Raw genomic sequence first — 14,905 nt, forward strand, 5'->3', positions numbered from 1 at the left:
CACTCGAACGCTACTCCGGTGCGCGCTCGGTGATCGCGAATCGACGCAACGCGAGACTGGGGTTGACGCTACGGACCTCGGCCAGGTGCGCGAGGTCGATCCGGGTGGTGAGTACGCCGGGTTCGTCGCCGAGTTCGGCGAGTACCACGCCGGTCGGGCCGACGATCATCGAGGCGCCCGCGCCACGCGGGGCGGACTGATCGGCGGCCGCCAGGTACACGGTGTTCTCGATGGCGCGCGCTCGCACCAGCGTGGTCCACTGGTCGATCTTCGCCGGACCGGGAATCCACTGGGCGGGCAGCAGCACAACCTGCGCGCCCGCCGCGGCGACGCGGCGGATGCCCTCGGGGAAGCGCAGATCGAAGCAGGTCTGCATGCCGAATGTCACACCCGCGACGGTGAATGTGGCGGGCGTCTCGATGTCGCCGGGTTCGACCACATCGGACTCCAGGTGTCCGAAGGCGTCGTAGAGATGCACCTTCCGATAGCGTTCGACGAGGGAGCCGTCCGGTCCGAGCACGACCAAGGTGTTGCGGATCCGGTTGCCGTCGGGAGCGACCTCCTCCACTGTGCCAGCGACCAGAAACACCCCGAAATCGCGCGCGATGGCCCCGAGGCCGGTGACGAACGGGCCGGTCAGCGGCTCGGCGATGGCGACGACCCGCTCATCGAGCCGCGTCACCGCAAACATCGAGTACTCCGGCGCGACGACCACCCGCGCCCCACGATCGCGGGCCGTGCGCACGTACCCGCGCAGCGCGTCGAGGTTGGCCGACGGATCGGTCGAGGGGGCGAACTGGACGACCGCCACGTCCAGTTGATCCGGCGCCGGGTTCTCATGCTCGGGCGAGGTGTCCAGTTGCATAGGTCTCACCGTATTGGGGCGGTGGCCGGGACGACCAGCAGGAGGCAGTAAACTCCTGGTCAATGAGCACCAATCAGGTCGACAGCGTTCCTGGCGACAACGACAGGGACACCGACGGCCCGTCTTTCGCCGATCTCGGTATCGATGACCGTATCCTCGCGGCCATCGCGGATGTCGGCTACGAGTCGCCGTCACCCATCCAGGCTGCGACGATCCCTCCACTGCTCTCCGGCGCCGATGTCGTCGGTCTGGCGCAGACCGGTACCGGCAAGACCGCCGCCTTCGCCATCCCGATCCTGATGGGCTTGGAGGCTTCCGGCCGACACCCCCGCGCGCTCGTGCTCGCCCCGACCCGCGAGCTGGCGATCCAGGTCGCCGAGGCGTTCGGCCGCTACGCCGCGCACATCCCGGGGCTGCACGTGCTGCCGATCTACGGCGGCCAGAGTTACGGCGTCCAGCTGTCCGGGCTGCGCCGTGGCGCGCACGTCGTGGTCGGCACGCCGGGTCGCGTGATCGATCATCTGGAGAAGGGCACGCTCGACCTGTCGCAGCTGCAGTACCTGGTGCTCGACGAGGCCGACGAGATGCTGAAAATGGGCTTCCAGGAGGACGTCGAACGCATCCTCGCGGACACGCCGTCGGACAAGCAGGTGGCGCTGTTCTCCGCGACCATGCCCGCCGCGATCCGCAAGATCTCCAAGCAGTATCTGCACGATCCGGTCGAGATCACGGTCAAGGCGAAGACCTCGACGGCCACCAACATCACGCAGCGCTGGGTGCAGGTATCGCATCAGCGCAAGCTGGACGCGCTCACCAGGATCCTCGAGGTCGAGTCGTTCGAGGCGATGATCATCTTCGTGCGCACCAAACAGGCCACCGAGGAACTCGCCGAAAAGCTGCGCGCCAGGGGCTTTTCCGCCGCCGCGATCAACGGCGACATCGCGCAGAACCAACGCGAGCGCACCATCGGTCAGCTCAAGTCCGGTGCGCTGGACATCCTGGTCGCCACCGACGTCGCCGCACGCGGGCTGGACGTGGACCGCATTTCGCACGTGGTCAACTACGACATCCCGCATGACACCGAGTCCTACGTGCATCGCATCGGCCGCACCGGGCGGGCCGGGCGCAGTGGCGAGGCACTGTTGTTCGTCGCGCCGCGCGAGCGGCACCTGCTCAAGTCGATCGAGCGGGCGACCCGCCATCCGCTGACCGAAATGCAGCTGCCCAGTGTGGAAGACGTCAACGCGCAGCGAGTCGCCAAGTTCGGCGACACCATCACCGAGAATCTCGCCGCAGCGAATGTCGCACTGTTCCGTACCCTGATCGAGGATTACGAGCGCGAGCACAACATCCCGCTCGTCGACATCGCGGCAGCGCTGGCAATCGGTTCCTACGACGGCGACAACTTCTTCATGGAACCCGAACCGGAACCGGTCGAGCGCCCGCAGCGCGACCGAGCCCCGCGTGAGCGGCCCGCGCGCCGATTCGAAGACGACCGCCACGGTGGCCCTTCGCACCATCCCGCCACCGGAGCGGAACTGGCGACCTACCGGATCAGCGTCGGCAAGCGGCATCGCGTGGTGCCCGGCGCGATCGTCGGCGCCATCGCCAACGAGGGCGGCCTGCGCCGCAGCGATTTCGGCCATATCAGTATTCGTCCCGATCACAGCCTGGTGGAGCTGCCCGCGCAGCTGCCCGCCGAAACCCTGGAAGCGTTGCGGCGTACCAGGATCAGTGGTGTATTGATCCAGCTGCAACTCGACCAGGGCCCGCCGCAGAGCCGCTCGTTCAGCCGGGGCCCGCGCCGGGAGCGCGACCATGTCAAACGGCCGGAGCGGCGCAAGCCACGCTCCTGAACCGGGGAGGGTTCGCCGAGGTCAGACGCGCTAGCTACAGTGTTGCCGTCGGTGCGTAATGAGGCGCACGCCGGCAGCGGGTGTCCCGCGAAGACACAGGAGGGGCGCGTTTGTTCGTGTTCGGTGATCGTGTCATCTGCACCGCCGTCGATTTGGTGCGCGCGGCGCGCTGCGAATTCGCGCTGCTGCGTGCCCTCGACACCGAAGTGGGCACCATCCAGGCCGGCCCCGGTGCCGCGGAACACCTGTCCGAATCGTCGCGCGGATTCGACGAGCACCAGGTCCGCCGCATCGCCGACCGCGACCGGTTCGGCGACGCGATGGTGGAGGTCAACCGCCCACCCGACGCAGTCGGCGACCCGGCCGAACGGATCGCGACGCTGACCGCCGCGCACACGCAGACCGCCGCGGCGCTGCGCGCGGGCGCACCGGTGATTTACGATCCGACGTTCTTCGACGGGCGATTCGACTTCTCCTGCGACTTCTTGCTGCGCGCGGACCATCGGGTCCGTTACACCGTGCACGGCACCGCGCACACCATGCCGGATCGGGTCGGCGCCGCAATCGAACTCGCCGCTTGTGCCGATGCCCTGGACCGCGCGGGCGCGCTGTCCGCGCCGCTGCTGCGGCTGCACCTGGGCGAGGTAAGCAGCGCCCACGCGCTGAGCGAGCTGCTGCCGGTGTATCGCGCGCGCCGACGTCGGGTGGAACGCATTCTGGACGAGAAACTCGGCGAACTGCTTCCGGTGCAGTGGGGCGATCCCCGCTATCCGGCTTGCGGCCGCTGCCCGACCTGCACCGCGGCCCTGTCTGCCGCGCGCGACCTGCTGCTCGTGGCAGGAATGCCGGCGGCGACCCGCATCCGCCTCCGCGACGCCGGCGTGAGCAGCATCGATCGGCTGGCCGTCACCGAGATCGCCGTGCCCGGCGTGTCGCAGCGCACCCTGACCGCTCTGCGACGTCAGGCGGAAATCCAACTGCGAAGCGAGGATTCGGGACAGCCGACGCACAGCCTGGTGGACGCGATCGCACTCGGTGCGCTGCCGCCGCCCTCCCCTGGTGACCTCTCGCTCACCGTCACTGGTGGCGGGCGGCGACCGCTCATCCTCGAGGTGGGTGGCCCGGGCACCGTGCATCTGTCGTTCCGCGGTCCATTCGGTGCGGCGGGCGAGCCGGACAGCGAGGCGACCGGGCGGCGCCGGGCGCTCGAGCAGGTGCTCGACTACCTCATCCGGCGACGGCGGATGTATCCGGATTTGCACATCTATCACTACACTTCAGCCGTCCGAACGGCGCTGCAGCACTGCACCGGGCGATATGGCATCGGCGAGGAGATCGTGGACGAGCTCCTGTGCGACGGCGTCCTCGTCGACCTCTATCCGATCGTGCGCAGTGCCGTCATCGTCGGCGAGCAGTCCTACCGACTTCGCAGCCTGCGGCGGCTGCTACCCGACGCGGCGCATTCGCCTGTCGCCGAACGTGATTGCCTCACCCTGCTGCGGCTGCGCGACTGGTTACTCGACCGTGCCGCCGAGCAGCGCATCGATCCGCAGGGGGTGACCCTGGACCGGACTACCTCGTGGTGCGCCGTCGCGGGCCCCGGCGACGTGTCCCCGCCGTCGTCGCGACCGTCGTCGCTGGAGGCCGCGCTTACGGAATATGCTGCGGGACAGAATAATCCGTTGCATGCCGCGGCCATGATGGCCGCCGCGCTCGGCTACCATCGACGCGAACGGCAGCCGTTGTGGTGGGCGCATGTCGACCGGCTCAGCCATCCGGTCGACGAATGGGCCGATGCCCCCGGGGTGCTGATCGCCGAGTGGGGCACGGTCGACACCAAATGGCATCGCCGCCCGGACCGCTCGACGATGCGGCGGTACCTGACGCTGACCGGTCGGATCGCGACGAGCTGGAACGGCGCCGCGGGACCGAGCGCGCTGACCCCCGGCACCACCGTCTACACCTTCTACGACCGGCCGGTGGCCGCCGGCATGGTCACCGCCGTCGGCCGGCGCGCGACGGCGACCGCGACAGTACTCGGCTGCTCGGTGGACGCGGAGTTCGACGACACCGTCCGACTGGAAGAACGGCTACCCGACGGCTGCGACCCCTACGACGAATTGCCGACCGCGATCGCGCCCGGCCTGCCCGCCTGGGACGAGAACGCCGAGATGACGGTGGAAGTCGCGGCGCAGCAATTGCTCATGACGTTGCCGGACATACCGCGCGAGGCCGTCTTCGACCTTCTTGCGCGCCGCCCACCCCGGCTGCGCGACGAGGCCGCGCTTCCGACCGTGCACGGCGATCACGCCGCGGCGATCACCGCCGCCGTACGCGACCTCGACCGCTCGTATATCGCGGTGCAGGGACCGTCTGGCACCGGCAAGACCTCGACCACGGCCCGGGTACTCGAGCGGCTGGTCACCCGGCACAAGTGGCGGATCGGCGTGGTCGCACAGGAACACTCGACGGTGGAGAACCTGCTCGACGCGATTGTGCGGATCGGCGTGCTTCCGGAACTGGTCGCCAAGAAGGACGTAGCGGCCCTCGCCCCGGAATGGGCCGTGATCGAGGCCGACCGCTATCCGCGATTCCTGGCCAACGCCATCAGCGGGTGCGTAATCGGCGGTACCCCGGCCGATTTCACGAACGAGGACGTGGTCCCGCGCGCGTGCCTCGACCTGCTCGTGGTCGCCGATGCGGGCCGCTTGCCGCTGGCCGACACGGTTGCGGTCGCGGCGTGCGCGCGAAACCTGCTGCTGCTCGGCGATCCCATCCCTTCGGCCGCGCGCAGCGCCCACCCGGCCCCGGTCGGCGAGTCGGTACTCGGCTGGCTGGCCGAGGGCCGCCAGACCCTGCCCGCGGCGCGCGGCTACTTCCTGGACCGGACCTGGCGTATGCATCCGGCGGTGTGCGAACCCATCTCCCGGCTGTACTACGACGGCCGGCTGCGCGCCAACGAAACGATCACGCTCGCACGGCAACTCGACGGCGAGGAACCCGGCGTGCACACCGTCCTCGTCGACCACCACGGCAACTCCACCGAATCGGTGGCCGAGGCACGCGAGGTGGTGCGGCGGGTCCGCACGTTGCTCGGCATGTCGTGGACGATCGGCACGACGACCCGCAGGCTGCACCCACACGACATTTTCGTGGTGGCACCGTACGCCGCACAGGTCGGGCAGATCCAAACCTTGCTGGCCCGCGCGAAGATCGAAGACGTTCTGGTGGGCACACCGGATCGGTTCCGCGGCCGGGAAGCGGCCGTCGTGCTGCTCTCGATGACCACCTCGAGCCCCGCCGACGCCCCCTACGGCATGCCGTTCCTGTTGTCGCGGGGCCTGATCCTCGCTGCAATGTGCCGCGCCATGTGGAAGGCGGTCATCATCCGCTCGCCACTGCTCACCGAATACCTGCCCGCCATACCGGACGAGGTCGCCGACCTGGCCGGCTTTCTGCGACTGGGCGGCGGTCAGCCGAAACAGACGCCTTCGCCGCGGTAGGTCGGCACGGAAGTTCGGGAACCGTCGGTCTCGACCAAGTGCACCGTGTCGAATCGCTCGCAGAGTTCACCGGCCTTCGCGTGCCGGAACCACACCCGATCACCGATGCGCAACTGCGCGGCACCGGACAGCGGCGTCTGTACCTCACCGGCGCCCTCGGTGCCGAGCAACTTCACTCCGCTCGGCCAGACCGGCTTGGGCACCCGCGACGGGCCGGCCGGACCGGAGGCGATATAGCCGCCCGCGAACACCGTGGCGATGCTCGGTGTCGGTCGCCGCAGCACGGAAGTGGCGAAGTACAGGGCGGGCCGCGGGGTGAAGGAGCGGTAGTGGTCGAACAGCGTCGGCACGTACAGGCCGGAACCCGCGGTGACCTCCGTGACGTCCGGATCGACCACGCTGACCTCGATCGATCCGGTGCCGCCGCTGTTCACGATCTCCAGCTTGCCGGTCATCGAGCGGACCGCGTCGAGCACCGCACCGCGGCGCTTCCCGATCTCCATCGCCGACGCCCGCTTCACCAGGCGCACTGCGGCATTGGCGTCGGACAGCCCGGCGATCTGGGCCTCGTAGGTCATCACGCCAACCACCTCGAAGCCGCGGCGCAGCGCCTCGCCGGCGAGCGCGGCGGCCTGATCCGGCGAGCGCACCGGCGAACGGCGCACGCCGAGGTGGATCGGGCCGATCCGTAGGGAAGCGTCCACGTCCAGGCACACCCGCGGGCGCACTCGGTCGGTTCCGACGGCGGCGCGGATCAGGTCGAGTTGGGCGACATCGTCGATCATCAACGTGATCGACCGCACCAGGAGGTCGTCAGCGGCCAGTTCGGCCAGTGCGACCCGGTCCACACTGGGGTAGCCGAGCAGGATGTCGCGGGCCCCGTGGCCCGCCAGCCAGATAGCCTCGCGCAGGGAGTAGGCCATGATGCCGGCGAAGCCGCCTGCGGCGGTGAGATCGGCGCCGAGCACTTCGGCGAGGATGGCCCGGCAGCGCACGGACTTACTGGCGATCCGTATCGGTGTGCCGCCGGCGCGGCGGACCAGATCGGTGGCGTTCGCGCGCAACACGGCCAAGTCGAGGGCAGCTAATGGCGGATCGAACTCCGCGGTGGCGGCATCCAGCCCCGCGATCGGCGACGTCTCGGTCACCGGTATCACTCAACCATCAAACTGGTCGGACGTCCAGTAAACTGGTAAACTACAGCTCAACGGCCTTCGTCGCCAAGCAACAGACGAGATCGTCCATCACGACCAGCATGGTTTCATCATTGCCGTCGGCCAGCCAGCGCAGAACGGCTCCCCGAACCAGTGAGACGACATAGGCGGCAATCGCCTCCACCGGCTCGATCCACTGAGTCGCCGATCGCGCGGCGCACAACTTCAGAAACGCGCCGACCTCGGTGTCCATCTCTTGGTACGCGGCCGCCGCTATCGGGTCGTTGGCACATGAGGTACGTAGCCCCCAGCGAGCGCTCAGCGTGTGCACTGTTGCCTCATATGCCCTGACATGTTTGGCCGGGGCGGCCGTGATCAACGGCCAGTACGCACTGACCCCGGCATGCAATAGAACCCGGAGCGCGCGGACGCCGGTGTAATCGAGCCCGGCCGCCGCGCCTTCGACCGCCTCGCAGATGGTCGGCCGCAGCCGTACCCCTGCCACTTCTCCACGTACGCTCAACGACGACTCCCTCGAGGAAAGAACTCGGCGCACCTACGTCGGCGCGACTCGCTGAACATGGCGGCAACCTCGGGAAACCCCCCAGGCTGCCCGGTCCAACGTTCACCAATGGTAGTGCGCTTTCGGGGTTTGAGAACAGTTTCAGTGGGTAATTCCAGACCACAAGAATGTTTTGTTACCCAAACGGAATGCCCGCTGGGGCATTGTGCAGCGCGGAATTCCCGCCGCGCCGGTCGATCTCAGCCGTGTCCGACCCTGCGAGAAACCGTTAACCACTCTACGGTCCGACTGCCAACGCACCGCATCCTGTGATCGATCACACATTCGAGCCACTTGAATCGGGCCTTGTCCCAATCCGGTAGCAACACGCCTTTCCGTCACCGGGCCGATAATCTGGATCGGTGACTGTCTCGCCCCCCGCCGATCAGTACTTCCTCTCCGGCACGTTCAACTTCCGGGACACCGGCGGGTTGCGCACGGTCGACGGCGCCAAGGTTCGCCCCAGCGTGCTACTGCGCTCTGCTCAACTGAGCGGGCTCGACGACACCGGCCACACGGCCCTGCGCGAGTTGCGCATCAACAAGGTGCACGACCTGCGCGGACACCACGAGATCGACCACTTCGGCGCCGACCGGCTGCCGGAGGGCATCCGGCTCGCCGTCACTCCGTTCGACTCCAGAATGGCCGAGGCGCCACCACACGAAGCCACCGCGCAGACCGCCTACACCCACATGCTCGAGGTCTATCGGATGTTTCCCGCGCTACCCGAGGCGCACGCCGCGATCGTCGCCATCGCCGAATCCATTGTGCGTGACGAGGGCGCCGTGCTCGTGCACTGTGCCGCGGGCAAGGACCGGACCGGCTGGGCCGTTGCCACGATCCTGCGCGCGGTCGGCGTCACCGAGGCCGATATTCTGGCCGACTACCTACTCAGCAACGGAGCCATCCCCGCGCTTCGCTCGCTGATCACCTCGAAACTGCTCGATGGTGAGGAGATCTCGGTGGATCTACTGGGCGTGCGCGAGGAGTACCTCGACATCGCGGGCAACGCGATGCGCGAGCTGCATGGCGATCTCGACGGCTACCTGTCCGCGATCGGATTCAGCGCCGACCTACTCTCCCGGCTGCGCGCCCGAATGCTGGAGTGAGACGGAATCATTGGCGCTCACCACATCCCTGCGCACCAGGCCGTCGGCGTCGATGGTCACCTGATCGCCGGTGTGAAACCAGGTTCCGGTGAACCGCGCGGCAGTGGTGGTCGGGTCGTTCCAGTAGCGCGGCGTGACATTCGGCCCACGGCACAGCAACTCGCCGTGGCCCACGGTCGCCTTCGGACCCCACAGCGCCAATTCGGTACCGCCGAAGGGAAATCCGAGTACCACCTCCGGGTCCAACCGGCCCGCCGAACGCTCGGCATCGTCCACGGCGAGGCCGATGCCGCTGGTCTCGGTCGCGCCCCAGACCGACCACTGACGGGCGCTCGGGAACATGCCGCGCAGTTGCGCCGCGAGGTCGGCGGACGTGGCCGGTGCGGCGGCGCGTTCCGAGCGGTGACCGGCCTTGCTGATCCGGGCGATGCCGTCGGTGCACAAACCATCGGCGCGCAACTCGGCGAGTTCGGGCAGCAGGCCCGCGAAGATGCGCGGGGTCGCCGAGACCATATCGATCCGTTCGGACGCAATGGCTTCGGCGAGCGCGCGAGTACCGCGGGCGAGCACGACGGTGCCACCGACCGCGAAGGTCGGCAGCATTTGATCGACACAGCCGCTGGCGTGCGCCAGCGGCAACAGCATCAGGTTGCGTAGCCCGTCGGTCGGCAGATCCAGTGTGGCGACCATCGAACGCACGGCCGACAGCAGATTCTCGTTGGTCAACTCGACACCCTTGGGCGTGGCGGTTCCGCTGGTGTAACACAGCAACGCCAGATCACCCAGTGCCGCACCGTCATCGATGTACGCCGCGCCGTCGGGCAATTCGGCGTCACCGCCCGCGCGTCCGAGCACGAAATCAGCGCGGCTGTCGGCGATCACCCGTTCGGCGACCGCCTCGGGCAGCCCATCGTGCACGAGCACCGGCACCGCGCCACTGAGCAAAGCGCCGAGAAAGGACTGCACCCAGCGCGCGCCTGCGGGCATGTGGATGGCGACCCGGTCGCCGTAACCGATCCCGTGCTCCTGCAATCCGCCCGCGATCCGGGAGGCGGAGTGCCACAACTCGCGGTAGGTCAGGCGCGGGCCGCCCACCTCCACCACCGCCTCGCGCGTGGAGAACGCGTGCACTTGCAGATCCAGCAGCTCGGTCAACGCGGGCGTGAGATTTCCGTAGCGCAACACCCCGTCGGCGCCCCTGGCCAGCGGGTTGTCCCAGACATGTGGACGGGGCAGGGGATATTCGACGAGCAATGGCGACATTCGTCCTCCGCGTGCCTCGGGTCAGCAGGCACTGCGACTATATGACGGGTGTCACAATTTCGCTGGAATAGGCGGCGAACGTGTCCTACCTGTCACCGGCCGGAGTAGCTGGCCTTCCCCGGACCGACCGCGAGAAAGCTGCGCACCGCGCCCCGCAGATCGTCGGTGGCGAACAGTCCGGCAGATACCTCCGGCGTCACCGAATCCGCGTGCGACACACCGCCGGAACGCCATGCTTCGATGATCTTCTTGGTCGCCGCGTGCGCCATCGTCGGGCCTTGAGCCAGCCGGTGGGTCAACTGCCTCGCCGCCGTGTCGACGTCGTCGTGCACGGCGTTCACCACGCCCCAGTCGGCCATGGTCGCCGCGTCGTACAGATCGCCGGTCAGCACGAATTCCCGCGCCCGACCGGAGCCCGCGCGCTCGGCGAGGCGCTGCGGACCGCCCATCGACGGGGTCAGTCCGACCACGGTTTCCACCAAACCGAACTTCGCCTTCGGCGCGGCGAGCAGGATGTCGCAGGCGAGCGCGATCTCGAACGCGGCGGTCAAGGTCAGCCCGTGCGCAGCGAACACGACGGGGCACGGCAGTGCCTCCAGCGGGTGGATGATCTGCGCGAACAGCGTGCGCCACAGCTCGGCGCCCTGCTCGACGGTCAGCCCGTCGAACACGTGCACATCGACGCCGCCGGAGACCACTTTGCCCTCCGCGCGCAGCAGGACCGCGCGCGGCGGGCGGGCGGACAACTCGGCGATATCGGCGATCAGGGCGTCCAGCATCGACCGATCGAACAGGTTGAGCGGCGGATGGGCGAGGGTCACCGTCGCCACCTCCGCGCCGCTGTCGGTGACCTCGTGTTCCAGAAGCGTCGCCTTCGGTGCACTCATCCGACCAGCCTAGAACCTCGATCTGCGACACTGTCCTGGTGACCAAGTCGGCCAGCGAAAGCGGTTCCTACGTCGAACCCGGCGAGTTCAAACGGGACACGAACTACATCACCACCCGGATCACGGCCGATGGCCGCGACGGCTATCCGGTCGAGCCGGGGCGCTACCGGCTGGTCGCCGCGCGAGCCTGCCCGTGGGCGAACCGGACGCTGATCGTGCGCCGCCTGCTCGGACTCGAAGACGTGCTCTCGCTCGGCCTGTGTGGCCCCACCCACGACAAGCTCAGTTGGACCTTCGACCTGGATCCCGGCGGGGTCGACCCGGTGCTCGGGATCCCCCGGCTGCGTGACGCGTATCTGGCTCGCTTCCCGGATTACCCCCGCGGCATCACGGTGCCCGCGATCGTGGACGTGCCGACCGGGCAGGTCGTCACCAACGACTACGCACAGATCACCCTGGACTTCGCCACGGAGTGGACCGACCTGCACCGGCCCGGTGCGCCGCAGCTGTACCCGGCGGCGCTGCGCGCGGAGATCGACGAGGTGAATCTCGCGGTGTTCCGCGACGTCAACAACGGCGTCTACCGCTGCGGTTTCGCCGGGGCGCAGGACGCGTACGACGCCGCCTACGACCGGCTCTTCGACCGGCTGGACTGGCTGTCGGAACGCCTTGCGACACAACGCTATCTGGTCGGCGACACGATCACCGAGGCCGACGTGCGGCTGTTCACCACGCTGGCTCGATTCGACCCGGTGTACCACGGGCACTTCAAGTGCAACCGCTCCACCCTGACCGAGATGCCCGTGCTCTGGGCCTACGCGCGCGACCTCTACCAAACTCCCGGTTTCGGCGACACCATCGACTTCGGGCAGATCAAGACGCACTACTACGTGGTGCACCGCGACATCAACCCGACCGGGATCGTCCCGCGGGGACCCGACCTGTCGAACTGGCTGACGCCGCACGGGAGGGAAGCGCTCGGCGGCAAGCCGTTCGGCGACGGGACCCCGCCACCTCCGCCGCGGCCGACCGAACGGGTACCCGCGATATCCGGTCCGGACTAATGGAACCGATCCGGCCGGGTAGTTCGTTGTACTGACGAGCTGACGGCCACCGGTGCCCTACAGTTCTCCAAGCAGACCGGAAGAGGAGGATGCCGCCGATGTACCAAGGCGCGTTCGAGAAAACGGTGGTTCAGCTGCTCGATACCGGGTCCCGCCTGCAGGCGCCCGCGGTCGCCAGATACGTCGACCGAATCCGGCGCTCCCATCCGGATGAAAGCCCCGCGCAGATCATCGAGCGGTTGGAGAAGCAGTACCTCCTCGTGGTGACCGGCAGCGGCAGCGCGGTCGGCGCGACGGCCGCCGTGCCTGGTGTCGGCACCGTCGCGGCGATCGCGGCGGTCAGCGCGGAGACCACGTTCTTCATGGAGGCGTCGGCGGTGTTCACCCTCGCGGTGGCGGCCGTGCACGGCATCTCGCCGGAGGACCAGGAGCAGCGCAGGGCGCTGGTGCTCGCCGTCGTGCTCGGCGAGAGCGGCATGGAGATCGTGCAGAAGAGCGTCGGCACGTCGGCGAAGAACTGGGGCGCCGTGTTCGCGAACCGGATTCCCGGCCTGTCGAGCATGAACGATTCGCTGTTGAAGCGGTTCATCATCCGGTTCGTCACCAAGCGCGCGGCGCTCATGGCGGGCAAGGTGCTGCCCGCGGGCATCGGCGCGGTGATCGGAGGCGCGGGCAACCGGGCGCTGGGCAAGGCGACGATCACCAACGCGCGCAAGGCCTTCGGGCCCGCGCCGGTGGTGTGGTCGACCGACCGGCATCTCGTCGTCGACGCCGATCCGCTCGCCGCGATCGATCCGACGAAGCCACAACCTCCGACCCCGCCGCGATGAGCGGAGCGCGTCAGTTCGCACTGGCGGTCCGGGCCCTGACCAAGCGGTACGACGTGACGACCGCCGTGGAGAACGTGAGCTTCACCGTGGCGCTCGGCACGACGGCGGCTCTGGTCGGTGCACCCGGGTCGGGCAAGACCACCGTCCTGCGAGTGCTGCTCGGGCTGACCTCTCCCACTTCCGGAACCGCCTCGGTCGCCGGACCCACGGCGGCCGGGTCCGCGCCCGGTCACGCGGTCGGTGGCGTGCTCGCACCGCGCGGTCTGCATCCGGCCAGGGCGGCGCGAGATCATCTGCGCGTCTACGCGGCGGCGGCGGGTGTCGCGAACAAGCGGGTGGCCGAGGTGCTGGAGATCGTCGATCTGCGCGCGGCGGCCGCGGCGAAGATCGGCACCATGTCGCTCGGGCAGCAGACCCGGCTTGCGCTGGCCACCGCGCTGCTCGGCGACCCTGCGTTGCTGGTGCTCGACGAGCCGATGAACGGACTCGACACCGCTGAAAGCGCCTGGCTGCGAGACTTTCTGCGCGAGCACACCCGACGAGGCGGCAGCGCGCTGTTGTCCAGTGCCAGCCTCGCGGCGGTGCTCCCCGGCGCGGACAGCCTGATCGTGTTGAACGAGGGCGCCGTGATCTACGAGGGTAGCCCGGCGCGGCTGCGGCGCGGACATCCGGACCGGCTGGTCGTTGCGGCGTCCTCGCCGATCGCGCTGGCGACCATGCTTGCCGCACAAGGCTTTACCGACGCGGTGATTCGCACCGACGGACGACTCGCCGTGGCCGAGGCAACCGAGCCGCAGATCAGGGCGGCGGCCGCCGCCGCGCACGTCCGACTGGACAGCATCATCCCCGACCAGATCCACCCCGACCGGGTACTCGCGTCGCTGACCAAACCCACCGCCGCGGCCGCACCGCGGTATCCGGGCCCACCCACGCCGGTCGGAGTCGCCAACCAACAACCGTCGCCGATGCCCTACGGAATCCCACGATGATCCGCCGCCTTCCCCCCGATCTCCTGCCGAATATCGACGCCGAGGTCCGCAAGATCCTCACCTTGCGGGCGAGCCGGGTACTCGGCTACTCGATTCTCGGCATCGCCTTGATCGCCAGTATCGGTTCGGCGAGCCTGGCCGGGCGGGCGGACCCCAAAGGCGAGCCGGCCACCGGAGCCGCGACGATCGGGCTCTACGTGGGTCTCGCGGTAGTCGTGCTCGCGGCCGCGGTCTTCGGCGCCGTCGCCGCCGGCGGGGAATATCAGCATCACACCATGCCGGTGACCGCGCTGTTCAGTGCCGATCGTGATCGGCTCGCCGCGGCCAAGTTCCTGGTCACCGGGTGCTTCGCCGTGGCGACGGCATTCCTGGTGGAATTGGTCGCTCTCGCCCCCCTGCTCGGCATCGGCCGGGGCAAGTTCGACTTCACCGCCGAGTTGGTCGCCGTGCTCGGCGGCGGGTTGCTCGCCGCGGTCTGCTGGTCACTGATCGGCGCGAGCGTCGGCATCCTGCTGCGTTCCTCCGTCACCGCGGTGTGGTCGCTACTCGGCTGGATCATCGTCGCCGAGCCGCTGTTGTGGCTGATCGCGCGCGGTATCGGCATGGCCGAGAGTGTGACCCTGCTGCCGGTCTCGGCCACCATCGCCACGGTGGCGGTCGGCTCCTATCCCGACAGCGATTTCCTCGCCCCCTCTCCGGCCGCCGTCGTGGTGCTGCTGCTGTGGACCATCGGCTTCGGCGCCGCGAGCTGGTGGAGCCTGCGCACCCGCGATCTGTGACCCTCGCCGAACCACGGCGCGCGCTACTCATCCACGGGTATCGG

Annotated in this window: 12 protein-coding genes; 7 read left to right on the plus strand and 5 right to left on the minus strand. The window is 68.6% G+C overall.

From position 1 onward, the window contains the following. Window positions 1-10: 10 nt before the first annotated feature. Window positions 11-865, minus strand: coding sequence for a carbon-nitrogen hydrolase family protein (locus tag AB0B25_RS26115; protein WP_357184528.1), 855 nt, complete (start codon window positions 863-865; stop codon window positions 11-13). A 62-nt stretch (window positions 866-927) separates the two neighbouring features. Here AB0B25_RS26115 and AB0B25_RS26120 point away from each other — a divergent pair, with 62 nt between their 5' ends. Next, window positions 928-2,721 (plus strand): DEAD/DEAH box helicase, encoded by a 1,794-nt coding sequence (locus AB0B25_RS26120; protein ID WP_357184531.1) that lies wholly within the window; start codon window positions 928-930, stop codon window positions 2,719-2,721. A gap of 116 nt (window positions 2,722-2,837) precedes the next feature. Continuing rightward, a complete protein-coding gene (locus AB0B25_RS26125) occupies window positions 2,838-6,224 on the plus strand; it encodes an AAA domain-containing protein (protein ID WP_357184587.1) in 3,387 nt (1,128 codons plus the stop codon). On the opposite strand, the gene AB0B25_RS26130 is transcribed toward AB0B25_RS26125, so the two are convergent. Further along, window positions 6,194-7,372 carry an amino acid deaminase/aldolase gene (locus AB0B25_RS26130; RefSeq protein WP_357184534.1) on the minus strand — a complete coding sequence of 393 codons (1,179 nt, stop codon included), beginning with the start codon at window positions 7,370-7,372 and terminating at the stop codon, window positions 6,194-6,196. The genes AB0B25_RS26125 and AB0B25_RS26130 overlap by 31 nt on opposite strands. A 49-nt stretch (window positions 7,373-7,421) precedes the next feature. Further along, complete coding sequence (locus AB0B25_RS26135; protein WP_357184537.1) at window positions 7,422-7,901, minus strand: TetR family transcriptional regulator; 480 nt, start codon at window positions 7,899-7,901, stop codon at window positions 7,422-7,424. Between the two features lie 401 nt (window positions 7,902-8,302). Here AB0B25_RS26135 and AB0B25_RS26140 point away from each other — a divergent pair, with 401 nt between their 5' ends. After that, complete coding sequence (locus AB0B25_RS26140) at window positions 8,303-9,049, plus strand: tyrosine-protein phosphatase (protein ID WP_357184540.1); 747 nt, start codon at window positions 8,303-8,305, stop codon at window positions 9,047-9,049. Here the strand turns inward: AB0B25_RS26140 and AB0B25_RS26145 are convergent. Both AB0B25_RS26145 and AB0B25_RS26150 read right to left on the minus strand, forming a co-directional pair. Further along, window positions 9,014-10,312, minus strand: a complete 1,299-nt coding sequence (locus AB0B25_RS26145; protein WP_357184543.1) for a long-chain fatty acid--CoA ligase — start codon at window positions 10,310-10,312, stop codon at window positions 9,014-9,016. The two genes, AB0B25_RS26140 and AB0B25_RS26145, sit on opposite strands and share 36 nt — an antisense overlap. Window positions 10,313-10,404: 92 nt before the next feature. Continuing rightward, complete coding sequence (locus AB0B25_RS26150) at window positions 10,405-11,199, minus strand: enoyl-CoA hydratase/isomerase family protein (RefSeq protein ID WP_357184546.1); 795 nt, start codon at window positions 11,197-11,199, stop codon at window positions 10,405-10,407. Window positions 11,200-11,237: 38 nt separating this feature from the next. Between AB0B25_RS26150 and AB0B25_RS26155 the strand changes: the two genes are divergently transcribed. The 4 genes from AB0B25_RS26155 to AB0B25_RS26170 all read left to right on the plus strand — a co-directional run bounded on the left by AB0B25_RS26155 (window position 11,238) and on the right by AB0B25_RS26170 (window position 14,861). Further along, entirely contained in the window at window positions 11,238-12,263 is a 1,026-nt protein-coding gene (locus tag AB0B25_RS26155; RefSeq protein WP_357184549.1) for a glutathione S-transferase C-terminal domain-containing protein, read from the plus strand. A gap of 98 nt (window positions 12,264-12,361) precedes the next feature. Next, window positions 12,362-13,093 carry a hypothetical protein gene (locus tag AB0B25_RS26160; protein ID WP_357184552.1) on the plus strand — a complete coding sequence of 244 codons (732 nt, stop codon included), beginning with the start codon at window positions 12,362-12,364 and terminating at the stop codon, window positions 13,091-13,093. After that, complete coding sequence (locus AB0B25_RS26165) at window positions 13,090-14,082, plus strand: ATP-binding cassette domain-containing protein (RefSeq protein ID WP_357184555.1); 993 nt, start codon at window positions 13,090-13,092, stop codon at window positions 14,080-14,082. The genes AB0B25_RS26160 and AB0B25_RS26165 overlap by 4 nt, the downstream gene beginning before the upstream one ends. Continuing rightward, window positions 14,079-14,861: an ABC transporter permease gene (locus tag AB0B25_RS26170; protein ID WP_357184558.1), complete on the plus strand. Its 783-nt coding sequence runs from the start codon at window positions 14,079-14,081 to the stop codon at window positions 14,859-14,861. Before AB0B25_RS26165 ends, AB0B25_RS26170 begins: the two co-directional genes overlap by 4 nt. The last annotated feature ends 44 nt before the right edge of the window (window positions 14,862-14,905 follow it).

Origin of the sequence: Nocardia sp. NPDC049190 (genome assembly GCF_040648115.1) — a bacterium.
Taxonomy (GTDB): domain Bacteria; phylum Actinomycetota; class Actinomycetes; order Mycobacteriales; family Mycobacteriaceae; genus Nocardia.